Below are 22,654 nucleotides of genomic sequence, written 5' to 3'. Positions count from 1 at the left end.
ATTCCAAGGACTCTCACCATGTATCTGACGCAAGGTCTGCAGCGTTCGCTGCAGCAAACGCCTGACAAGATCGTCACCCTGTTCGGCGCCCGTCGCCGCACCTTCCGCGAATTCGGCGAGCGCGTCGCGCGCCTGGCCGGCGCGCTGCAACAGCTGGGCATGGTACCTGGCGACCGGGTCAGCATGCTGGCGCTGAACTCGGACCGCTACCTGGAGTACATGCAGGGCACCTGGTGGGGCGGTGGCGTACTCAACCCCATCAACATCCGCTGGGCCGTGCCGGAGATCGTCTACTCCCTGGACGATTGCCACACCCGCTTCCTGCTGGTGGATGACTACTTCCTGCCGATGGTGGAGGAGATTCGCCGCCAGGTTCGTGGCCCCCTGACGCTGATCTACGCTGGCGAGAAACAGGCACCGGCCGGCCTGCTCGACTACGAGACCCTGCTCGCCGAAGCCAGCCCCGTGGCGGATGCCGGCCGTGGTGGCGCGGATCTCGCCTGCATCATGTACACCGGCGGCACCACCGGTTTCCCCAAGGGGGTGATGCAGACCCACCTGAATCTGTGGTCCGCCTGCATCCAGCGCATGGCGGAAATCCACCAGAGCGCCGAACAGCGCGATCTGCACGTGATGCCGCTGTTCCACATCGCCGGCCTGGCCCGTGTGGTGTCAGGCTTCATCGCCGGCGGCTCGCATGTGATTCAGCCGACCTTCGACGCCACGGCAGTGCTCAAGGCCATCTCGCAAGAGGGTGTGACCGACAGCATCCTGGTGCCGACCATGATCCTCGGCCTGCTGGCGCATCCGGAGTTCGACCAGTACGACCTGAGCTCAATGCAGCGCCTCACTTATGGCGCCTCTCCGACCGCCGGGGAGATGATCGAGCAGGTGCTGGCAAAACTGCCGCACCTGCAGTTGTCGCATTCCTACGGCCTCACCGAAGCCTGTCCCATCGTCTCCACCAATCCGCCACAGAACCATGGGCCGGAAGCACGCGAAAGCGGCCTGATCCGCTCCGTCGGGCGTGGCGGCCTGGGAGTCAACGTGATGGTCGTCGACGAGTCCGGCGTCGAGGTGCCGCGCGGAACCGTGGGTGAAATCATTGTCCGCGGTCCGAACATCATGGCCGGCTACTGGAACAAGCCGGAGGAAACGGCCAAGGCCCTGCGCGATGGCTGGCTGTTCACCGGCGATGGCGCCTACATGGACGAGCAGGGCTACCTGTTCATCGTCGACCGCCTCAAGGACATGATCGTCAGCGGTGGCGAGAACGTGTATTCCGCCGAGGTCGAGAACATCATCGCCCGCCATCCGGCGGTGCTGATGTGCGCAGTGATCGGCGTGCCGCACGAGCAGTGGGGCGAAGCGGTGCACGCCATCGTGGTGCGCAAGCCCGGTGCCCAGGTCAGCGAGGACGAACTGCGCGGTTACTGCCGCGAGTACATCGCCAGCTACAAGTGCCCGAAATCGATGGAGTTCCGTGAAACACTGCCACTCACCGGGGCCGGCAAGATTCTCAAGCGCGAACTGCGCGAACCGTTCTGGGCGGGCAAGAGCCGGGCGGTGAACTGATGATGACGGCCGAAGAGGTGGTGCAGCCGGCGCCCGGAAGTTTCTCGGTCCTGCCGACTCCGCCCGGGTTCGTGCGCTTCTGTGGTGGTTTCTACCTGCACGATGAACTGCCCGTGCTCGGCGTGCGGATTGGCAGTCACCTGCTCAACTCCGTGCGCATCGTCCACGGCGGCTTCCTTGCCACGCTGGCTGATACTGCCTTTGGCGTGGTGTTCAAGCGCGAGTATGGGCTCGAGGTGCCGCCGATCACGGTCAGCCTCAACCTCGACTACCTTGGCGCGGTGCGTGAAGGTGACTGGCTGGAGGCGCACGTGCAGATTCTCAAGTTCGGCGGCAGCTTCGCCAACGCCGATTGCCTGCTGAAAGTGGGGGAGCGCAAGGTGCTGCGCGCCACCGGAATCTTTACCCTCTGGAAGGGCAAGATACCCGGTAGAACCTGACGTCTGCTGTTCCCTGCGATACCCAGCGCCCCGTCGGCCAGCCGACGGGGCGCTGGCGTTTCCGGGGTTACGGAAAGGGCTCGTGAAATGGCTCTGGCACAAGGCTTTTAGCGGAATCTGTCACCCTTGGTAACGCACATTCCCAGGTCCGGAGAGATCGCGACCGGCGCTGCCGAAAAACGACTGAAAGAATTACCCGATCGGGTGAATTGGCCCCAGCGAATGCCTCGATAGCATCAGGTCTCCCAACACTGATCCGCTTTCGGAGCGCCGCATGAGAACAATAAGAAAACGCGGAGTTTTTCAGCCGCACCTGCTGGCTGCCGCTGTCGCCCTGGGCGTCGGCTCGCAAGCCAAGGCAGTCGATTTCAACATCGGGGAAATCGAAGGCAAGTTTGACTCTTCGTTGTCCATCGGGGGCAGTTGGTCCACCCAGTCGCCCGACAAACAGTTCATCTCCAACTTCAACTCCGTGGGCGTGAAGGGCGGCAAGTCGTCGTCGCGCACCGTGGATGACGGTCGCCTGAACTTCAAGAGCGGGGAGAACTTCTCGACCATCTTCAAGGGCCTGCATGATCTGGAGTTGAAGTACGGCGACAGCGGCGCCTTCGTCCGCGGCAAGTACTGGTACGACTCCGAGCTCAAGGACGGCAACCAGCACTACTACGACATCGATGACCATGGGCGTGACCGTGCGGCCAAGTCGTCCGGAGCGATGTTCCTCGACAGTTTCCTCTACCACAACTACCAGCTCGGCGACCTGCCGGGCAACGTGCGCCTGGGCAAGCAGGTGGTGAGCTGGGGCGAGAGCACCTTCATCCAGAACGGCATCAACTCGATCAACCCGGTCGACGTCGCCGCGTTGCGCCGCCCTGGATCGGAGATCAAGGAAGGCCTGGTGCCGGTCAACATGTTCTACCTCTCCCAGGGGCTGATGGAGAACGTCAACGCCGAGGCGTTCTACCAGCTCGAATGGGACAAGACGGTGACCGACAACTGCGGCACCTTCTTCGGCACCGACGGCATCCCCAAGGGCTGCAACGATCGCCTGGTGGTCTCCGGCCAGGACCTGGCGCCGGGCGTGGCGAAGAATACCGGCAACGCCCTGGCGATCGCCCGTGGCCAGGACGACGTCTACATCCCCCGGCAGAAGGACAATGACGCGCGCGACGGCGGGCAGTTCGGCCTGGCGCTGCGCTGGTTCATTCCAGACTGGAACGATACCGAGCTGGCGGCCTACGCCATGAACTACCACAGCCGCAACCCCTTCCTGAGCACCATTCGCACCACCGGAGCCGGTACGCCGCCCAATGCGCTGAATGTGCCGCGCAATGCTGGCTACTTCATCGACTATCCGGAGGACATCCGCCTCTACGGCGTGAGCTTCCAGACCAATATCGCCGGTATTTCCCTCGGTGGCGAGGTCAGCTACCGGCCGAACATGCCGCTGCAGATCAGCACCCCGGACCTGCTCAGCGCCACCACCAATATTCCGGGCACTCCCAGCCTCAACCCGCTGGTCACCACCGGCTACATCAGCGGTATTCCCGGTGGCGGTGTGATCAATGGCTACAAGCGCATGCCGGTGCTGCAGGCCCAGGTTACCGCCACTCAGTTCATCGACCAGGTGATGGGGGCCGAGCGCCTGACCCTGATCGGCGAGGTCGGCTACAACCGCATCAACGGTCTGGGCGACGCCGATGGAACCGACATCCGCTTCGGCCGCAGCCCGGCGTTCGGCTCCGGCATCCTGCCGACTGCCGCGGGGGCAACGACCTGTGCCGGAACTGCGGTGGGGCAGGCCAATGCCAGCAACCCGGCGCAGAAGTGCAACAGCCACGGCTTCTATTCCACCAACTCCTGGGGCTACCGCCTGCGCGGCGCACTGGACTATCCCGACGTCTTCGCCGGGGTGAACCTCAAGCCCAACCTGGCCTGGTCCCACGATGTCGAAGGGCGCGGCCCGAACTTCGAGGAAGGCGCCAAGGCCATCAGCCTCGGCCTGGACGCCGACTACCTGAACACCTACACCGCCAGCCTCAGTTACACCAACTACTTCGATGGCGAATACAACACCCTGACCGACCGGGACTTCGTCTCGCTCAGTTTCGGCGTGAACTTCTGATTGAGCACAGGCAGAAACTCGCATGAAAAAGATCGTATTCCTGCAAACCGGCGCCCTGGCGCTGTCCCTGCTGGCTACCGGTGTGATGGCGGCCATTTCTCCCGAGGAAGTCGCCAAGCTCGGCACCAGCCTGACTCCGCTGGGTGGCGAAAAGGCCGGTAACGCCGACGGCAGCATTCCCGCCTGGACCGGCGGCCTGCAGCCTGGCGCGGCTCCTTTGGATGGCAACGGGTTCCTGGGCAATCCCTATGCCAGCGACAAGCCGCTGTTCGTCATCACCCCTGCCAACGTCGATCAGTACAAGGACAAGCTCACTCCCGGCCAGCTGGCGATGTTCAAGCGCTACCCGGATACCTACAAGATCCCGGTGTATCCGACCCGGCGTAGTGCCGCCTCTCCCGAATCGGTGTACGAGGCGGCGAAGAAGAGCGCAGCCAGCGCCGAACTGGTCAGCGGTGGCGACGGTATCGCCAATGTCAGTGGGCGCTACTACCCGTTCCCCATTCCGAAGAATGGTGTGGAGGTGGTGTGGAACCACGAGACCCGTTATCGCGGCACCAACTACACCCAGCAGATTGCCCAGGCCACTCCCCAGGTCAATGGCGATTACACCATCGTGTCGCTGCAGCAGAATGTCGGCGTACCTTCGCTGATGAAGGATTTCGATCCGAAAAAGGTCGGTGATTACCTGTTCCTGCTGCGCCAGGAGGTGACCGCGCCGTCGCGCATGGCCGGCAACGTGCTGCTGGTCTATGAAACCACCGATCAGGTCAAGGAACCGCGCAGCGCCTGGTCCTACAACGCCGGCCAGCGCCGCGTGCGCCGCGCTCCGCAGGTGGCCTACGACGGTCCGGGTACGGCCGCCGACGGCCTGCGGACAGCCGATAATGCCGACATGTACAACGGCTCGCCGGATCGCTACCAGTGGAAGCTGATCGGCAAGCGCGAGATGTACGTGCCGTACAACAACTACAAGTTGTGGTCGCCTCAGGTGAAGTACGCCGACATCCTCAAGCCCGGCCACATCAACCAGGACCTGACGCGGTACGAGCTTCACCGGGTCTGGGAAGTGGAGGGCACGCTCAAGCCCGGCCAGCGCCATATCTATGCCAAGCGCCACATGTACTTCGACGAGGACACCTGGTCCCTGCTGGAGGTGGATCACTACGACGGCCGCGGCCAGCTCTGGCGTGTGGGTGAGGGTTACCAGGTCAACGACTACCAGCACGGCATCAGCCTGTACGCCGCCCAGGCCCTGTACGACCTGATCGCCGGTCGCTACCTGGTGTTCGGCATGACCAACGAATCGAAGAAAGCCACCCAGTACGACCAGAACTACAGCATGAACGACTTCACTCCTGCGGCCCTGCGCAACGCCGGTATCCGCTGAAACACGGCGCTTGAAGGCGGCGTGTGGGTGGTCCAACGCCGCTCTTCTGCCGGGGCACGGCTCCTGCCCCGGCTTCTTTCTTCGTGAACTCTCTCTCACGGACCACACTTGCCTCGATGCCACCTGACATGGGGGGCGCCTTTTTCCACGGTGTTTTGCAGCATCGTTTCCGACTCAGCGGATTGCCGTGCGTCTGCGCCGGCCGCTGTCCCTGAAACGCCGTGGATCGAGGCTCATCATGCAAGGTCTGGGTGTCAGTTCGAGCCGCGCGCAAGCGCCTCTTGCCAGCGCTCCGCGACTGCCGGAGCACCATGTGCCGCGTCCGCGGCTGGCCGCTGCCGTACGTGGCAGCCGTCAACGCCTGACACTGCTGTGCGCTCCGGCGGGCTATGGCAAGAGCACCCTGCTGGCCGAGAGCCTTGCCGATGCGCCATCCGGCACCGAACTGCTCTGGCTCGCGTGCAGGGGGGAGCCGATGTCCCTGACAGAGCTCTGCGCCCGCGTTGCATCCGGCTTCGGCCTGTCGCCTCTGCAGGGCCCGCAGGCTCTCCTGCGTCAGCTCGGCCAAGGCGGGCGCATTTTGCAACTGGTGCTCGATGACCTTCCAGGTAACCTGCCCATCGGGGTGAACGCCTGGTTCGAGCAACTGCTCCACCTGCCGGAGAGCCGTGTAAGCCTGATCGTCAGTTGTCGGCAACGGCCGGCGTGGGATCTGCCGTCGCTGCTGCTCAAGGGCGAACTGTTCGAACTGGGCACCGATGCGCTGGGCATGACACGCGGTGAGTACGCTGCGATCAGCGCTCGGATTGCCGGCGATATCGCGGAAACCCGACGTGAAGAAATCGGCGTGCAAAGCGGCGACTGGTGGAGTGGTGCGTGCCTTTTGCTGGCTGGCCAGCAGCAGGGCGGGGTATTGCTGCGAGACTATCTGGAACGCGAGCTGCTCGGACGCATGAGCGATGAGGAGCGTCGCCTGTTCTACGGGCTGTGCAATCTGCCGCGCTTCTCCGTCGATCTCTGCGCACAGCTCTGGGATGGCAACGCTGGCGATCAGGTTCTCCATCGCCTGCTGCGGCAGCAGGTCTTCATCCAGCCGGTGGAGCGGGATGCCGGTTGGTACCGCGTGCAACCGCTGGTGGCGGCCAGCCTGCAGGATGGCATCGCCGCGACGGAACTGTCCCGACTGCGCCTGCATGCCTGCCGCCTGCTGAGCCTCGCCGGCCACCTGCATGACGCCATCGATCAGGCCCTGCATGTGCACCAGCCGGAAGTGGCGGCCAGTTACATCGAACGCCTGAAGCCGAGCTGGCAACTCGCTGACCTGCATCTGCGACGCGTGCTGGACTGGCATCGGCAACTACCCGCCTACCTGATGGAAGGCACGCCCCGGCTGATCTATCTGAGCACACTGGCCCTGTTGCTCAGTGGCCGGGTTAGCGAGGCGGAGCGCGGCCTCCAGGGCCTCTCGCGCTTTTTGCCGGCCGCCAATGCGGCGGACAATCAGCTGCTGCTCGCCCATTGGCAGGCCCTGAAGGGCAGTGCGCTGGCGTTTCGTGGTGAATTGCTGGAGGCCGAACAGCATTGCCGCGAAGCCCTTGGGCATCTGGGCTCCGCACCCAGGGAATGCCTCTCGCAGTTGCTGTGCCAGTTCACCCTGGGGCGGATCATGCTGGCCAGCGAGCGCGGCGATGAAGCGCAATTGCTGTGGCGCGCCGCCCTGGAGCAGGCGCGGCGGCAAGGTTGCCAGGACAGCGAGGCGCTGTTCCAGAGCGAGCGCCTGCGCGCCTTGATGCTGGCCGATGAGGCTGCGCTGGCGGAGCTGCTGCTCGAGGATTGCCTGGCCAGCCGCACGGCCACCGGGCTCGAGCGCGACCCGGTGCTCGGGAGGCTGATGATCACGAGGGCCGACCTGTTGCTGCAGCAAGGGCGGCTGCAGGAGGGCGAGGCCGTGCTGCTGGCGGCCCAGCCCTACCTTCGCGACTGCTCGGCGCCCTTTGTGCTGTATGGCTATCTGGGGTTGGCCGAGGTAGCGGGGCGGCACGCAGACCTGGCACTGGCGCAGGCGCAGATCCAGCGCGGCGAGCGCGCGATGCACTGCGGGCGGATCGATGAAGGTCTGTACCAGGCGGCCCTGGCGCTGCAACAGTTGAGGCTGCTGGTTCACGCGCAGGATTGGCGAGCGGCGCTGGAAGCCTCCCGCCGACTGGCGCTCGAATATCCCGTGGGAAGCGTGTTCTCCATCGTGCTGCCGCCAACCCTGCCTCACCATGTCCAGTGGTTTGCTGCGATGGCGGAACACAACCTGGGGCTTCGGGAGCAATCGCGGGCGCGGCTACAGGTGCTCGCCGAACACTGCCGGGTGGCTGGTTTCCATCAGTTGCAGGCCGAGGTGCTGGCGTTCCTGCGCAAGCGTGGCGGTGCGGACGAAGACGAAGGTGCAGACGCTTGCGGCTACCAGGAGGAACTCACAGTGCGGGAGGTGGCGGTGCTCGAGCTGCTGGCCGAAGGGCTGTCGAACCAGGAAATCGCCGACGCGCTCTTTCTCTCGGTGAACACCGTCAAGTACCACGCCAAGAACATCAACGCGAAGCTCGGCGCTACCCGGCGCACCCAGGCCATTGCCTGCGCCAAGGCCCGGGGCCTGCTGGCCTGAGTGGAATGCCACCTGATCCGGGTGGCGTGTTCCTACAGACGAAACCCCAACCATTGCAGCCACTCCCCGGCGGCGGATGCCGGCCGATCACGCACTACAGGAGCTTCTGCAATGAGCACCCACGAGTACCTGGACGAGGTCGCGATTCGCGCCTTGCTGGAGCGCCAGCGCGCCGCGAGCCGGGCCTGCGCGCCGCCGAGCGCCGAGCAGCGCGGCGAACTGATCGACCGCGCCATCGACCTGCTGGTGCGCCATGAGCAACCCCTGATCGAAGCGCTCAATGCGGACTTCGGCCAGCGCAGCCCGACCTTTTCCCGACACAGCGACGTGTTGTCGCCCTTGGCGACCCTCAAGCAGACCCGCGCCGAACTGGCCGGCTGGATGCGGCCCGAGCGCCGCCCGGCACCCCGTGGCGAGGCCTGGGTGGAATACCAGCCGTTGGGCGTGGTGGGCATCGTCACCGCCTGGAACGTGCCCGCCAACATGGTCTTCAAGGGCCTCGCCGGCGCCCTGGCGGCGGGCAACCGGGTAATGATCAAGCCGTCGGAATTCAACCCGCAGACTTCGGCGCTGATCGCGCAGATGATCGGCGAGGCCTACGCCCAGGACGAAGTGGCGGTGGTCACCGGCCCCGCGGAGACCGGCCAGGCATTCTGCCGGCAACCCTTCGACCACCTGATGTTCACCGGGGCCGCCAGCATCGGCCGCCACGTGCTGCGGGCCGCGGCCGAAAACCTGGTGCCGGTGACCCTGGAACTGGGCGGCAAGTCGCCGACCATCATTTCCCGCTCGGCGGACATGAAGACCGCGGTGAGCAAGATCATCCTCGGCAAGCTGATGAACGCCGGGCAGCTGTGCGTCGCACCGGACTATGTATTCGTCCCCGAAGAGTCGATGGATGCGTTCGTCGAGATCGCCCGCGCGGTAGTGGGCAAGGTGTTCCCGACCCTGGCTGGCAATCCCGAGTACACCGCGATCCTCAACGACCGGCACTACCAACGCCTGCAGGGGTATCTGGAGGAGGCGCGCGCCGCAGGCGTCGCCGTGGTCGAGCTGAACCCGGCCGGCGAAGTGCTCGACCCTGCCCGCCGCCTGATCGCCCCGACCCTGTTGCACAATCCGGACGATCGTCTGCAGGTCATGCAGGACGAGATTTTCGGCCCACTGTTGCCAATCAGGCCCTACCGCGACTTCGCCGAGGTCATTGCCTGCATCAACTCGCGCCCGCGCCCGCTCGGCCTGTACTGGTTCGGCAGCGATGCCGACGAGGAGCGCCAGGTGCTCGAGCGCACCTGCTCCGGTGGCGTGACGCTCAACGAGGTGATGCACCACGCCGGCCTGGAAAGCCTGCCCTTTGGTGGCGTCGGCCCCAGTGGCATGGGTGCCTATCACGGCATCGACGGCTTCCGCACTTTCAGCCACGCCAGGGCGGTCTACCGCGCGGGCTGACCGCTGCGACTCTCCCCCTGTCGATTTCCCTACTCGAGAACGAACATCATGAAAGCAGCTGTATTCCATCAGGTCGGCGCGCCGCTGAGCATCGAGGAAGTCGGTATCAGCAAGCCGGGGCCGCGCGAGGTACTGATCCGCACTGTCGCCGTCGGCGTCTGCCATTCCGACCTGCACGTGATCGACGGATCCTACCCGTATCCGGGCCCACTGGTGCTCGGCCACGAGGCGGCCGGCATCGTCGAGCAGGTCGGTGCGGAGGTCCGTACTGTCAAGCCCGGCGACCATGTTGTGACCTGCCTGACGGTCTTCTGCGGCCATTGCGAACACTGCGTGACGGGCCACCTGTCGCGCTGTGTTTCGCCGGAAACCAAACGCGGCAAGGACGAGGAATCGCGCCTGACCTACGTGCAGAAGCCGATGCCGCAGTTCGTCAACCTGTCGGCCTTCGCCGAGCAGATGCTGGTGCACGAGAACGCCTGCGTGGCCATCCGCCGCGACATGCCGCTGGACCGTGCGGCGCTGCTGGGCTGCGCTGTCACCACCGGCACCGGCGCGGTGTTCAACACGGCCAAGGTGCGGCCCGGCGAGACGGTCGCGGTGATCGGCTGCGGCGGCATCGGCCTCGCTGCGATCAATGGCGCGGCGCTGGCGGGGGCAGGGCGGATCATCGCCATCGACATGCTCGATTCCAAGCTGGAACTGGCCCGCCAGTTCGGCGCCAGCGACGTGGTCAACGCAAAATCGGGCGATGCGGTGAAACAGGTGCAGGAGCTCACCCGTGGCGGGGTCCAGCACTCCTTCGAGTGCATCGGCCTCAAGCAGACCGCCGAGCAGGCCTTCGCCATGCTGGCGCGCGGCGGCACCGCGACCATCATCGGCATGATCAAGCCCGGCCTGAAAATCGAGGTCGACCCCTATCAGTTGCTCCACGAGCGCCGGCTGCAGGGCTCGCTGATGGGCTCCAACCGCTTCCCGGTGGACATGCCGGCGCTGGTGGATTTCTACATGGCCGGTCGCCTCAAGCTCGACGAAATGATCTCCCAGCGTATCCGCCTGGAGCAGATCAACGATGCCTTCGACGAACTGCGGCGCGGCGAGCTGGCGCGCTCGGTGATCGTCTTCGACCAATGACCCGCACGGGCCGCCCCCAGTGGGCGAGCCCCTGCCAGGAGTTCGCTGATGGATATTCATTTCACGCCTGAGGAACAGGCTTTCCGCGAGGAGGCGCGTGCCTTCCTGCGTGCCGAGCTGCCCGAGCGGCTGGCGAGCCGCATCCTTCAGGGCAAGCGCCTGAGCAAGCAGGACCAGGTGCTGTGGATGCGCAAACTGAACGCACGTGGCTGGCTCGCGCCAGGCTGGCCGGCCGAGTACGGCGGCCCCGGCTGGAGTGCCGTGGAGAAGCATATCTTCGAGGAGGAGTGCTTCGCCGCCGGGGCGCCGCGAGTGGTCGCCTTCGGGGTGAAGATGGTGGCGCCGGTGCTGATCCGGTTCGGCACGCCCGAGCAGAAGGCGCGTTTCCTGCCGCGCATCCTCGACAGCTCCGACTGGTGGTGCCAGGGCTATTCCGAGCCGGGGGCAGGCTCCGACCTGGCATCGCTGAAGACCCGCGCGGTGCGTGAGGGTGACCACTATGTGGTGAACGGCCAGAAGATCTGGACCACCCTGGCGCATTACGCCGACTGGATGTTCTGCCTGGTGCGCACCGACCCGGATGCTGCGCAGCAACGCGGCATCAGCTTCCTGCTGATCGACATGAAGACGCCGGGCATCACCGTGCGGCCGATCATCACCCTGGATGGCGAGCACGAGGTCAACGAGGTGTTCTTCGACAATGTGCGCGTGCCGGTGGAAAACCTGGTGGGCCGCGAAAACGAAGGCTGGACCTGCGCCAAGTACCTGCTGACCCACGAGCGCACCAGTATCGGCGGCATCAACCAGACCAAGGTGTTGCTGCGCAAGCTCAAGCAGGTGGCGGCGCGGGAGTTGCGAAACGGCCGGCCATTGCTGGATGACCCCTTGTTCCGCGCCCAGGTGGCTGCTGTCGAAATGCAGCTGATGGCGGCGGACATGAGCAACCTGCGCGCACTGGTGGCCGCCCGCGATGGCGGAGTGCCCGGCGCGGAAAGCTCGATCCTCAAGATCAAGGGCACCGAGGTGCGCCAGCAGATCGTCTATCTGCTGACCAAGGCGGTGGGCGCCTATGCGCTGCCGTTCCTGGAGGATGAGCTGGGCTTCGAGGCATCGCAGGTGCCGGTGCTGCACAGCGCCGATAGCGCCACCGCCACCTACCAGTACCTGGATTCGCGCAAGGCTTCGATCTATGGCGGCTCCAACGAAATCCAGAAGAACATCATCGCCAAGATGATCCTCGAGCTGTAAGGAGCCCACCGCATGGACTTCAAATTGACCGAAGAGCAGCAGATGCTGCAGGACACCGCAGCCCGCCTGGTGCGTGACAATTATGCTTTCGAGCAGCGCGAGGCCTATCGGCGCGAGCCTGGCGGTTTCAGCCGGGCATTCTGGGCCCGGCTTGGCGAGCTGGGCCTGTGCGCGGTGCCGTTCGACGAGGCCCATGGCGGCTTCGGCGGCCAGGGTGTGGAAATGGGCCTGATCTGCGCCGAGCTTGGCCGTGGCCTGTGCCTGGAACCGTACCTGCCGTCGGTGATTTTCGGCGGCGGACTGCTGGCGCAACTGGGCAGCGCCGCGCAGCGTGACGAGCTGCTGCCGCGCGTGGCCGCGGGCGAGCTGCAACTGGCGGTCGCCCTGGAAGAGCCGCAGAGCCACTATCAGTTGCACGATGTTTGCTGCACCGCGAGCCCGACCGCCGGCGGCTGGTTGCTGGACGGGCGCAAGAGCGTGGTGTTCGGTGGCCGGAGCGCCGGGTTGATCCTGCTGTCCGCGCGTACCTCCGGCGGCGCCCGGGACGAGCAGGGCATCAGCCTGTTCCTGGTCGATCCGGCCAGCGCGGGCGTCGTCCGGCGCGAATTTCCCACGCTCGACGGGCGCATGGCCTGCGAGCTTTACCTGCACCAGGTCGTCGTCCCGCGCTCCGCGCTGCTGGGCCTCGAGGGCGAGGCGTTGTCGGCGTTGCGCTACCAGCAGGGCAGGGCCGTCGCGGCGCAGTGCGCCGAGGCGGTCGGCAGCATGGAAGCCGCTTGCGCGCTGACGCTCGATTATCTCAAGACCCGCCAGCAGTTCGGCAGCGTCATCGGCAAGTTCCAGGCGCTGCAGCACCGCATGGTGGATATGCGAATCGAACTGGACCAGGCCAGCTCCATGGCGCTGCTCGCGGCCTGCATGGCGGACGAGCCCGACAGCGATGAACGCAGTCGGGCGCTGGCCGCGGCGAAGTACATCATCAGCCGCGCTGCCCGCCTGATCGCCGACGAAAGCGTGCAGCTGCACGGTGGCATCGGCCTGACCTGGGAGTACCAGCTCTCGCACCACGCCAAGCACCTGTGGATGGTGGCGCGCCAATTCGGCGACGATGATCATCACCTTCAGGTCTTCAGCGAACTGATGGCGCCGGCAGACTGAGGCAAGCGTCCAGACGTCCCTTCTCGGGACACCGCGGGTGGCCCTTTTTTCAGGGTGTCGGGGTGGAGGTCATCGCCCAGGTGATGAAGCCGGCATTGAAACCGGTGAACACCAGCGCGAACAGGAACACCGTATCGGCGATGTGCATCATCCGCCGGCCGCGCAGGGTACGGTGGGTGCGCAGGCTCCAGTAGGAGCAGAAGGCCGAGACCACATAGAACATCATGTTGACGGCCACCATGTCATCGATGATCAGGTCTTCCCGGCGCAGGGTGAGGATCACCCGGATGATGCCGATCACGGTCAGGCACACGCCGACCATGGTGGCCGAGACGGAGAAGATGTGGACGCAGATGTCGTCGTCCAGGGAGGGCGTTTCCCGCTCGTTCATGACGCGCACTCGCTGTCGTGGAAAGTCTGGAAAGCGTAGTTCCGATTCAACCGGGGCTTGAGTCGCTCGCCCAAGGAGCCTACTGTCAGCGGCTGCCCCAGGCCCGGATATGAAACGCCCCATGATCGACTTCAACAACGTCACCGCCTACCAGCAGCAGACCCGCGTGCTGGACGGCTTCTCCCTGCACATCGGCGAAGGCGAGAAGGTCGCCATCCTCGGCCCCAACGGCGCTGGCAAGAGCACGCTGCTCAAGCTGATCAGCCGCGAGCTTTACCCGGTGGATCGCCCGGACAGCTCGCTGAACCTGTTCGGTCTGCAGAACGTCACCCTGTGGGACCTGCGCAGCCGCATCGGCTTCGTCTCCCAGGACCTGCAGGAAGACTACACACCCTTCACCCAGGCGCTGGACGTGGTGATCTCCGGTTTCTTCGGCGCCATCGGCAGCCATGGACACTTGCAGCCGACGCCAGAGCAGGTCGAAAAATCCCGCGAAATGCTCGCTGCGGTGGAGATGGGCGACTATGCCGAGCGCATGTTCCAGCGCCTGTCCACCGGCCAGAAGCGCCGCCTGCTGCTGGCCCGCGCGCTCATCCACGAACCTCGTGCGCTGATCCTCGATGAGCCGGCCAATGGCCTGGACATGGGCGCCAGCCTGCAGATGCTCACCCTGCTGCGACGCTTCTGCGGCCCTGAGCACGCGATGATCATCACCACCCACCATCTCGACGAGATCATCCCGGAGATCGAGCGCGTGGTGCTGATCGCCAACGGCAAGGTGGTGGCCGACGGGCCGAAGGCGGAGATTCTGACCAGCGAAAACCTGTCGGCGCTGTACCAGGCTCCGCTGAAAGTGACCGAGCAGGATGGCTGGTATCGCTGCTGGCACGCATGATTCGATCCTGGCCTTCTGAGCCAGACCCGCCCTATCGCGGACGGAGTCCGCTCCTGCGCTCATGGAAGCTCCTGTAGGAGCGTGCTTCGTCCGCGATGGGGCCCCGCACGTGCCGATCCGTGATCGGACTATTTGTCCAGCGCCCGCCGCTGGGCCCGCATCGCGCGAATGCGCTCCTGCAACCGTGCCCGTTCGGCCTCCGGCAGGCCCGCCCACCATTGGCTCACCGCGCGATTGCTGTAGGGCGTCAGCCAGTCGGCGTACGGCGCCATTTGCGCCTGCGGGAAGTTGTTGTCGCGGCCACGCAGGTAGTGATCGAAGAAGCCCAGTACCAGCGTGGCGGGAGCTTCGATCAGTACGTCGGTGGGTGCGCTGCCGATCAGCCTGTCGCGCAGTGGCCGGCGCATGTACAGCGCATTGTCGGTGAGGCCGGCGTGCAACGCATCGCGCAGGACCAGACGATGGATGCGCGGGTTCTGCCCAGCGTGCTCGATACGTTCGTAGGAGAAGTCGTTGAAACTGCGAGGTTGTGCCGGTGGCGCAAGACCCAGCATGCGATAGAACAACGACAGGTCCGAATGCAGCATCAACAGCGGCACCGGCAGGTCCTCGTCGAATGGTGTGAAGTCAAAGTCGCCGCCATCGAGGTTCACCGCCGCGGCGCAGCGCTTGTCGACCATGCACACGGCGCCAGTAGTCGAGCCGCCGAAGGACATGCCCATCTCGCCGACGTGGCTGAAATCGCTGGCGGCTACCAGGTCGGCCACGTTTGGCGGCACTTCGCCGGCCTGCAGGCGATCGTGGACGAACAACCGATCAGCCAGCCAGATCGGCGCGCTGAGGTGGATGGCGCGGTCCGCGGGCGGCTTGAGTTCGGTGGCGAAGCGCAACTGGCCGTCCAGGCGACGGCCCATATCGTCTTCGCCGTAGCCTTGCAGCAGGAGCGGGGAGAAACCGTGTTCGAAGGCATCCCGCAGGTGCTCGTAGAGCGCCGGGTCGGTGGGCGCCACTTCACCGTTGGGGAACAGCGTGGGAGAGGCGTCGCCGGTGTGTTGCACGGAGTAGACCGCGTAACCGTGGCTGGCCAGTTCCTCCATGATCCGTCCGTTCATGCCGGCGAACGAGCCGTAGCCGTGGCTGTAGAACACCACCGGCAGGCGGCCAGGATCGGACCGCAGCGGCGCGTTCTCGTAGGAGTGGGTGCGCAGGAGGCGCAAGTGCGTGAGCAATGGCGGAAAGTGGAGCAGCTCGCCGAAGCCGCGGGCGGTGCTGCGGCTTTCGGCAGTGCTGAAGTAGGTGCGTGGCGGCGCGCCTGTTGCCGGCCTGGCCGGATACCAGGCGCGCACCAGCAGGCGCCGAGCCTTGCCGACCGGTGCGCCGAGGAGGCCGGTGCGGCTGGCATCGACCAGCTCGAAGTCGCGTACACCCACTTGATAGGGGCCGCCCGGCATGGGAAGCGGCGAGACCGGGAAAAAGTACAGCGCGGCGACTGCCAGCCCGGACAGCAGGCTGAAGAGCAGTCCCGGCCAGAGCGGGACCCGTTCAGGGCGCTTGCGTTGCAGCAGCAGGCCCATCACCAGCAGCAGGGCGACCACTGCGCCGACACCCGCCTGCCAGCGGTCGTCCCAGACGTCATACAACGCAGCGACCAGCGCGAGCAGGGCGGCGAGAAGGGCCATTGACCGACGACGCAACCACCAACCCAGCAACGCGACAGCGAGAAGGGCCAGCAACAGGGCGTCGGCGAGGGTCACGCAGTGGCGCCCTTGCGCGGCAGAATGGTCCAGGCGACGCCGAACAGCAGCAGCGCGGCGACCAGTACATAGGGCGCGCGGCTATCCACCTGGTGCAGCAGGGTGCCGAGCAACGGGCCGCTGATCATGCCCAGCCCATGCACGGCCACCAGGCTGCCCGCAGCGGCGCCTTGCTCGTCGGCTTCCACGGCGTTGGCGTTGAGCGCCGAGACGGCGGGGAAGACCCAGCCCATGCCGGCAGCAGCGACGAAGCACGATGCGTAGAGCATCCCCGGTGCAACAGCGATACACACCGAGGCAAAGCCCAGTGCCGAAATCACGCCGCCCACGCCGATCAGCCGCAGCGGCGCCCAGTTCAGCTTGCGTACCAGCATCTGCGCGCAGATCAGCGCCACCCCCACCGAGGTCAGGGCGATGCCGGCGACCCGCGCGGCATCAGCGGGCGGCAGTTGCAGGCGGTCGAGGGCGAAGAAGCCGACGGTCATCTGCGCAACGGTGACGCAGACCATGGCGATGAAGCCCAGGGTCAGCGAGCGGCGCAGGCGCCGGTCTGTGATCGCCAGGGCAGGACCCTTGCGTTCGCTAACGCGCTGGCTGTCCGGCAGCCACTTCCAGAGTACGGCCAGGGCCAGCAGTGGCAGCAGGCAGGTGAGCAGCAGCGGCAGGGCCAGGCCGAGCATGGCCAGCAGGCCGGCGAAGCTCGGGCCGACCACCATGCCCACGGCACTGGCAGCACCCAGCCCGGCCATGGCCGAGGCGCGCTTATCGGCGCTGACGTGGTCGGCCACGAGGGCCGCCGAGCAGGCCGGCACGGCGGCGTAGAAACCGCCCGCCAACCCTCGCAGCGCAACGATGCCAATGAAGGCTGGCAGCGGCGACATCGAGGTGTTCAGCGCCAGGGCCATGAAGGCGCAGAGCAGGGCGTAGGTCACTGCGAAGCCAGCCAGGCCGCTGAGCAGTACGCGGCGGCGGCCCAGGCGGTCGCTGGCGATGCCCCAGACGCGGGCCATGAGCATCCAGGCGATACCGCCGACGGTCACGGTCATGCCCGCCTGCCAGGGCGCGAGGCCCAGGGTGCGCGCCACCGGGCCGATCAGCGCGACGAAGGACATCACTGCCACCGTGCAGACGAAGGTCTCGAACATCAGTGGGCGCAGGTTCAGGGTCGGCGCCTGGGGTGGCATGGCGGTCATTTCAGCGGGGCTCCTTGGGTCGGCGGGGCATTCTCATCCCTACAAAGACGATCAGCAGCAGCGGAACACCAAGGGAAATCCACGACAGCACGTCGAAAACCCCGTCGCCGAGCAGCGCGGAGAGCAGCCCGAAGGTGCTCAGCACGGCCAGCGCGAGGGGCCAGCGGAAGATCATCCAGAGTCCTCGCCTCATGCCTTGACCTCCGTGTTCAGACCGCCGGAATCCAGTTCCGCCAGGCGTTTCTCGATGGGCGTGCGGCGTCGGCCAAGCCACAGGTACAGGCCGCTGGCGAGGATGACGATGCTGACGATGTCCAGCAGCGCCCAGACGATCTTCAGCGGCATGCCGCCGTAGTCGCCGAAGTGCAGTGGCTGGGACAGCAGCAGCGTCTTCACGTAGAGCGGCATCTCGCGCATGTCGGTCAGTTCGCCGGTTTCGGCATCCACCAGCGCGGGCTTGAGCAGGCGTTCGGTGAGCGGCGTGTTGCCGCGCATGAACACGGCGTAGTGGTGCTGACTGCTGAACTGTGTGCCGGGGAAGCCGACGAAGCTGACTTCCATGTCCGGCGCGGCCCTGCGGGCGGTATCGATGGCCTTGTGCAGCGAGCCGAGGCTTTCCAGCGGCGGCGCGTCCTTGTACGGCGCGGTCATCTCGGCCAGCTGGCCGCCTTGCCAGAGCATCAGGATCGGCAGCGCCAGGGTGTTGATCACTCCGGTGACGCCGACCACCAGCACCCAGGCGAGGGTGACGATGCCCAGCACATTGTGCAGGTCCAGCCACTTCAGCCGCGAGCTGCGCTGGGAGCGCACGGTGGCGAAATCCAGCTTGCGCATGAACGGCGTGTAGACCACGACGCCCGAGACCAGCGACGCCACCAGCAGCAGGCCCATGAAACCGAGGAACAGGTAGCCGGGCAGCCCCATGAACAGGTCGGTGTGCAGCTTCAACATGATGTGCATGAAGCCGCCCGGCGGCGGCGGGTCGAAGAACTCCCCGGTGCGGGCGTCGAAGGGCTGGATGTGGCCATCCTCCGGCGGCGGCACCAGGGTCGGAGCCGTGAGGACCGCGCCCAGCGGATCGTCCTGTTCCCAGAACACGAAGCGCACCACTTCGCCGGGCCGCTTCGCCAGGGCGCGGGCCACCACGTCGTCGTAGTCGATCTTCGGCGACTGCTCGGTGAGCGGCTTGAGCTCCGGGTGTGGCTCGAAGGTGTGCTCGATCTCTTCATGGAAGATCAGCGGCAGGCCCGTGAGGCAGAGCATCAGCAGGAATACCGTGGAGATCAGGCTGGTCCACTTGTGCACCAGGTACCAGGTGCGAAGGGCTTTGGCGGTCATCGTAAGGCTCGTTCTTTTCGTTAGAAGTCCACGCTCGCAGACAGCTGCAGGGTGCGCCCCTCGCCCAGGTACAGGTACCCGGCGGTGGAGGTGCCCCAGTAGTTCTTGTCGAACGCGTTATCCAGGTTGGCGCGCAGCACCACCGGCTTGCCGAGGGTCTCGAAGCGGTAGCGCGCGCCCAGGTCCAGGCGCCACCAGTCGGGGAGGCTCAGGCTGTTGGCCTGGTCCACGTACTGCTCGCTGGTGTAGATCGTCCGCGCGGTCACCGTCAGGCCCGGTACCTGGGCGATGTCGTACTCGCCGCCGAGGTTCAGTTGCCGGCGCGGCACGCCGATGCCGTTGTTGCCGTCGTACTGGCCGTCCTGGGTTTTGGTCAGCTTGGACTGGGTGTAGGAGGCGCCACCGAGCAGGCGTGCACCTTCGGCCACCTCGCCGAACAGGCTCAGTTCGAGGCCGCGGTTGCGCTGTTCTCCGCCGCGGGTGAAGCGGCCATTGTCGTTGACGCTGCTCGGGCGCTTGATCTCGAAGGCGGCGAGCGTGGCGCCGAATCCGTTCCACTCGCCCTTGATGCCGACTTCCTTCTGCTTGGAGACATAGGGCGAGAGCATTTCCCCGGCGTTGGCGGTGCCGATGGGCGCGGTTTCGCCGGGGCTCAGGCCTTCGATGTAGTTGGCGTAGAGCGAGATGTTCTCCCACGGCTTGACCACGACGCCGGCCATCGGGGTGGTCTCTTCCTCGTCGTAGCCGGCGCCTGCCGGAGTGCCGACGTTCATCTCGTAGTTCTGCGACTCCACACGCTGCTTGCGCGCACCGACGGTCAGCTCGACGCGGCCTTCGAGAACCGACAGGGTGTCGGCCAGCGCGTAGCTGGTGAGTGTGGCAGCGGTGTACTTCTGCACGTTCTTCGGATATCTGGTGCGATGATGACTGGTAAGCGCGGCGAAGAGGTGGGCGTGGTCGAGGAGAAGCTGCGCCTGGGCGGTGATCCGCAGGGGAGCGAGCAGTCTGCGGCGCTGGGGGCGGAGTTGGCGAAGCTCAGCCATCCGGCGCGGCCGGACGTGGACTGGACGCGTGTGGAGCACCTGTGTCTGGCTCAATTTCGCGAGCACGGGGTGGAGCTGCAATCGGTTGCTGCCTTTGCCCTTTCACGTGCGCAAAGGCACGGCTTGTCCGGGCTGGGCGATGGCTTGAGCCTGATCGAGCGACTGCTCCAGCGGAGCTGGCAGCGGCTCTGGCCGCCGGCCTTGTCGGTTCGCCTGGAGATTCTGGGCTGGCTGTTCACCGAGCTACGAACGTGGATGCGTGGTTTGCAGCTAACGGTCGAGGACTTGCCCGAGTTGCTCTGCCTGGACGATCAGCTCGAGCGGCTGGCGGAACTGCTGGGGCGCCACGAAGCAGACCCGCTGCTTCCAATGCAGGCGCTGCGCAGCCAGCTGCGGGGCGTGCTCAAACGCTTGGCACCGGATGCTGCAACAGCCGAAGTTGGGGGGCTGCCAACCGCTGCGCCAGCCGAAGAAATGACAAAGGCTGCGCCGAACGATGTTGCGCCTCCCTCCCAGTTGCCGGTCTCTCCGACTCGTCGGCGAACCCCACGCAAGCCGCGCAGCGAGGCGCCTGCAATGGTTGTGCTGAAGCTGGATGGCGGGGCGCCGCCAGGCGAGCCATCGATCGAGCAGCAGGCAACACGAAAGCGCCGCCCGTTCTGGGCCTGGTTACTGCTGCTGGGCATTCTGCTGGTGTTGACCGTACTGCTCGCCTGGGCGCATAGCCGCTGGTGGCCGACGATGACGGGCGCGGGTGAGCTGCTGCCGTCAGTGGGGGTACGCCCGGTTGCCAATACCGAGGCGCCTGCCGCTCCCGCCGGCCCCGTCCGCCTGGACGGTCAGTTGCTGTTTCCGCCGGGCAAGGCTGAGCTCAAGCCCGAGTCCACCAAGGTGCTGGTCAACAGCCTGATCGGCATCAAGGCGCAACCCGGTTGGCTGATCGTCATCACCGGCCATAGCGATTCGACCGGCGATCCCCAGCGGAACCTGGAGTTGTCACGCAATCGTGCGGCAGCGGTACGCGACTGGATGCAGCGTATGGGGGATATCCCGGAGAGTTGCTTTGTGGTGCGTGGAGCCGGCTCCAGCGAGCCGATTGCCGCTGATGATTCGGAGGTGGGCCGTAATGCAAATCGGCGGGTCGAGATCACCCTGACCCCCGAAGGCGGTGCCTGCGAAAAGCCGTAACTGCTGGCAGATGGCCGAGCGACTTCTCCTCACCGGCTGCGGCCGGCGAGGAGAATCGATACGTCAGCAGACCGCGATATGCGAGTCCGCGCGCGGTTCGGTACCGCCGCAGAGCACGCCGGTTTGCGGGTCGCGGATGATGATCTGGCCGCGGCCGTAGTCGGTGAGGTCGCAGGCGATCTCGACCTCGTGGCCGCGTCGCGCCAGGCCGAAGGCGAGGTCACGGTTGGCGTGCTGCTCGATGCCGACCTTCATGCCGCCCAGCCACTGCCAGCGCGGGGCGTCCAGCGCGGCCTGCGGGTTGAGGCCGAAGTCCACCAGGTTCATCACCATCTGCACGTGGCCCTGGGGCTGCATGTAGCCGCCCATCACGCCGAACGGGCCGACGGCCACGCCGTCCTTGCTGAGGAAGCCGGGGATGATGGTGTGGAAGGTCTTCTTGCCCGGTGCCAGGGCGTTGGAGTGCGCCGGGTCGAGGCTGAATTCCGAGCCGCGGTTCTGCAGGCCGATGCCGCTGTCGGGCAGCACCACGCCGGAGCCGAAGCCGTGGTAGGCGCTCTGGATGAAGGAGACCATGTTGCCTTCGCCGTCGGCGGTGGCGATGTACACGGTGCCGCTGGCGTGCGGGTCGCCGTGCCTGGGCTCGGCGGCGTGCTCGCCGATCTCGGCGCGGCGGCGCGCGGCATAGTCGTCGGACAGCAGCGCGGCGGTGCTGACGCGCATGTGCTCGGCGTCGGTGATGTAGTGCAGGCCGTCGGCGTAGGCCTTCTTCATCGCTTCGAGCTGGCGGTGCCAGGTGAGCTGGCTGTCGCGCTGGTCGAAGTCGTAGCCCTGGAGGATGTTCAGGGTCATCAGGGCGATCAGGCCCTGGCCGGCGGGTGGGATTTCCCAGACGTCGTAGCCGCGGTAGTTGGTCTTGATCGGCTCGACCCACTTGGGTTTGTAGCCGGCCAGGTCCGCGGCGCTCAGCTCGCCACCGGTGGCGGCGGAGTGGGCGGCCAGGCGCTCGGCGAGGGCGCCACGGTAGAAGCTTTCGCACTTCGTCTCGGCCAGCTCGGCAAGGGTTTTCGCCTGGGCCGGGTTGCGGAACAGCTGGCCGGCGCGCGGTGCTTCGCCGTCGAGGGTGAAGGTGTCGAACCAGGCTTCCAGCACCGGCACGGCGGCGCGGCTTTCCTGGTACTCGCGGCGGGCGATTTCCCACTGGTGGGCGACCACCGGGGACACCGGGAAACCGTTGCGGGCCAGCGCGATGGCCGGTTGCAGCAGGTCGGCAAAGGGCAGTTTGCCGAAGCGTGCGGACAGCTCGGCCCAGGCCGAGGGAATGCCCGGCACGGTGATCGGTAGCCAGCCGTGAACGGGCATCTTGTCGTGCCCGGCGGCTTTCACCTTGTCGATGGAGATGGAGGCGGGCGCATGGCCGCTGGCGTCGAGACCGTGCAATTGGTCCTTGACCCAGACCAGGGCAAAGGCGTCGCCGCCGATGGCGCAGCCGGTGGGCTCGACCACGGTCAGCGCGGCGGCGGTGGCGATGGCGGCGTCGATGGCGTTGCCGCCGGCACGCAGCATGGCGATGCCGGCCTCGGCAGCCAGGGGCTGCGAGGCGGCGACCATGCCGTTGCGGGCGAACACGCTCTGGCGCTGGGAAGCGTAGGGGTACTCGTGGGCAGAGAAGCTCAGCAT

Annotated in this window: 18 protein-coding genes; 11 read left to right on the top strand and 7 right to left on the bottom strand. The window is 66.0% G+C overall.

Annotated features, from left to right (window positions below):
• The first annotated feature begins 18 nt into the window (after window positions 1–18).
• From UB43_RS01015 to UB43_RS00975, 9 genes are all read left to right on the top strand, one after another.
• Window positions 19–1,575 (top strand): long-chain-fatty-acid--CoA ligase, encoded by a 1,557-nt coding sequence (locus tag UB43_RS01015; protein ID WP_045207537.1) that lies wholly within the window; start codon window positions 19–21, stop codon window positions 1,573–1,575.
• The gene (locus UB43_RS01010) at window positions 1,575–2,015 is read left to right on the top strand and encodes a PaaI family thioesterase (RefSeq protein WP_045207533.1); all 441 of its coding nucleotides are present in this window, start codon (window positions 1,575–1,577) and stop codon (window positions 2,013–2,015) included. The genes UB43_RS01015 and UB43_RS01010 overlap by 1 nt, the downstream gene beginning before the upstream one ends.
• Before the next feature lie 274 nt (window positions 2,016–2,289).
• Window positions 2,290–4,140: a DUF1302 domain-containing protein gene (locus UB43_RS01005; protein WP_045207532.1), complete on the top strand. Its 1,851-nt coding sequence runs from the start codon at window positions 2,290–2,292 to the stop codon at window positions 4,138–4,140.
• Window positions 4,141–4,162: 22 nt separating this feature from the next.
• Complete coding sequence (locus UB43_RS01000; RefSeq protein ID WP_045207530.1) at window positions 4,163–5,530, top strand: DUF1329 domain-containing protein; 1,368 nt, start codon at window positions 4,163–4,165, stop codon at window positions 5,528–5,530.
• Window positions 5,531–5,717: 187 nt separating this feature from the next.
• Window positions 5,718–8,183 carry a LuxR C-terminal-related transcriptional regulator gene (locus tag UB43_RS29980; protein ID WP_256204870.1) on the top strand — a complete coding sequence of 822 codons (2,466 nt, stop codon included), beginning with the start codon at window positions 5,718–5,720 and terminating at the stop codon, window positions 8,181–8,183.
• Between the two features lie 111 nt (window positions 8,184–8,294).
• Window positions 8,295–9,632, top strand: a complete 1,338-nt coding sequence (locus UB43_RS00990; RefSeq protein ID WP_045207525.1) for a coniferyl aldehyde dehydrogenase — start codon at window positions 8,295–8,297, stop codon at window positions 9,630–9,632.
• Between the two features lie 48 nt (window positions 9,633–9,680).
• On the top strand, window positions 9,681–10,766 hold the full coding sequence (locus UB43_RS00985) for a Zn-dependent alcohol dehydrogenase (RefSeq protein ID WP_045207522.1): 1,086 nt from the start codon (window positions 9,681–9,683) through the stop codon (window positions 10,764–10,766).
• 48 nt (window positions 10,767–10,814) lie between these two features.
• A complete protein-coding gene (locus UB43_RS00980) occupies window positions 10,815–12,014 on the top strand; it encodes an acyl-CoA dehydrogenase family protein (RefSeq protein ID WP_045207520.1) in 1,200 nt (399 codons plus the stop codon).
• A gap of 12 nt (window positions 12,015–12,026) precedes the next feature.
• On the top strand, window positions 12,027–13,172 hold the full coding sequence (locus tag UB43_RS00975) for an acyl-CoA dehydrogenase family protein (RefSeq protein ID WP_045207517.1): 1,146 nt from the start codon (window positions 12,027–12,029) through the stop codon (window positions 13,170–13,172).
• A 49-nt stretch (window positions 13,173–13,221) separates the two neighbouring features.
• Here UB43_RS00975 and UB43_RS00970 read toward each other — a convergent pair whose 3' ends face one another.
• Window positions 13,222–13,563, bottom strand: coding sequence for a hypothetical protein (locus tag UB43_RS00970; RefSeq protein WP_045207515.1), 342 nt, complete (start codon window positions 13,561–13,563; stop codon window positions 13,222–13,224).
• Window positions 13,564–13,684: 121 nt separating this feature from the next.
• Here UB43_RS00970 and UB43_RS00965 point away from each other — a divergent pair, with 121 nt between their 5' ends.
• Entirely contained in the window at window positions 13,685–14,458 is a 774-nt protein-coding gene (locus tag UB43_RS00965) for an ABC transporter ATP-binding protein (protein ID WP_045208833.1), read from the top strand.
• A gap of 128 nt (window positions 14,459–14,586) precedes the next feature.
• Here the strand turns inward: UB43_RS00965 and UB43_RS00960 are convergent, their stop codons facing one another.
• Genes UB43_RS00960 through UB43_RS00940 form a run of 5 tightly spaced genes read right to left on the bottom strand, consistent with a single transcriptional unit; the run spans window position 14,587 to window position 19,642 of the window.
• Complete coding sequence (locus tag UB43_RS00960; RefSeq protein WP_045207514.1) at window positions 14,587–16,212, bottom strand: dienelactone hydrolase; 1,626 nt, start codon at window positions 16,210–16,212, stop codon at window positions 14,587–14,589.
• The gene (locus tag UB43_RS00955) at window positions 16,209–17,405 is read right to left on the bottom strand and encodes an MFS transporter (protein WP_045207513.1); all 1,197 of its coding nucleotides are present in this window, start codon (window positions 17,403–17,405) and stop codon (window positions 16,209–16,211) included. The genes UB43_RS00960 and UB43_RS00955 overlap by 4 nt, the downstream gene beginning before the upstream one ends.
• 1 nt (window position 17,406) lies before the next feature.
• Window positions 17,407–17,598: a hypothetical protein gene (locus UB43_RS00950; protein WP_037011902.1), complete on the bottom strand. Its 192-nt coding sequence runs from the start codon at window positions 17,596–17,598 to the stop codon at window positions 17,407–17,409.
• The gene (locus UB43_RS00945) at window positions 17,595–18,743 is read right to left on the bottom strand and encodes a PepSY domain-containing protein (protein WP_045207512.1); all 1,149 of its coding nucleotides are present in this window, start codon (window positions 18,741–18,743) and stop codon (window positions 17,595–17,597) included. Before UB43_RS00945 ends, UB43_RS00950 begins: the two co-directional genes overlap by 4 nt.
• 20 nt (window positions 18,744–18,763) lie before the next feature.
• Window positions 18,764–19,642 (bottom strand): TonB-dependent siderophore receptor, encoded by an 879-nt coding sequence (locus UB43_RS00940; protein ID WP_256204868.1) that lies wholly within the window; start codon window positions 19,640–19,642, stop codon window positions 18,764–18,766.
• Between the two features lie 21 nt (window positions 19,643–19,663).
• Here UB43_RS00940 and UB43_RS00935 point away from each other — a divergent pair, with 21 nt between their 5' ends.
• Window positions 19,664–20,974 (top strand): OmpA family protein, encoded by a 1,311-nt coding sequence (locus tag UB43_RS00935; RefSeq protein WP_256204867.1) that lies wholly within the window; start codon window positions 19,664–19,666, stop codon window positions 20,972–20,974.
• 63 nt (window positions 20,975–21,037) lie between these two features.
• On the opposite strand, the gene UB43_RS00930 is transcribed toward UB43_RS00935, so the two are convergent.
• Window positions 21,038–22,654 (bottom strand): gamma-glutamyltransferase family protein, encoded by a 1,617-nt coding sequence (locus tag UB43_RS00930; RefSeq protein WP_045207511.1) that lies wholly within the window; start codon window positions 22,652–22,654, stop codon window positions 21,038–21,040.

Origin of the sequence: Pseudomonas sp. 21 (assembly GCF_000955805.1) — a bacterium.
Classification (GTDB): Bacteria; Pseudomonadota; Gammaproteobacteria; order Pseudomonadales; family Pseudomonadaceae; genus Pseudomonas.
The sequence above is the reverse complement of the archived record's forward strand: the minus strand, read 5'-3'. Positions and strand labels throughout refer to the sequence as shown.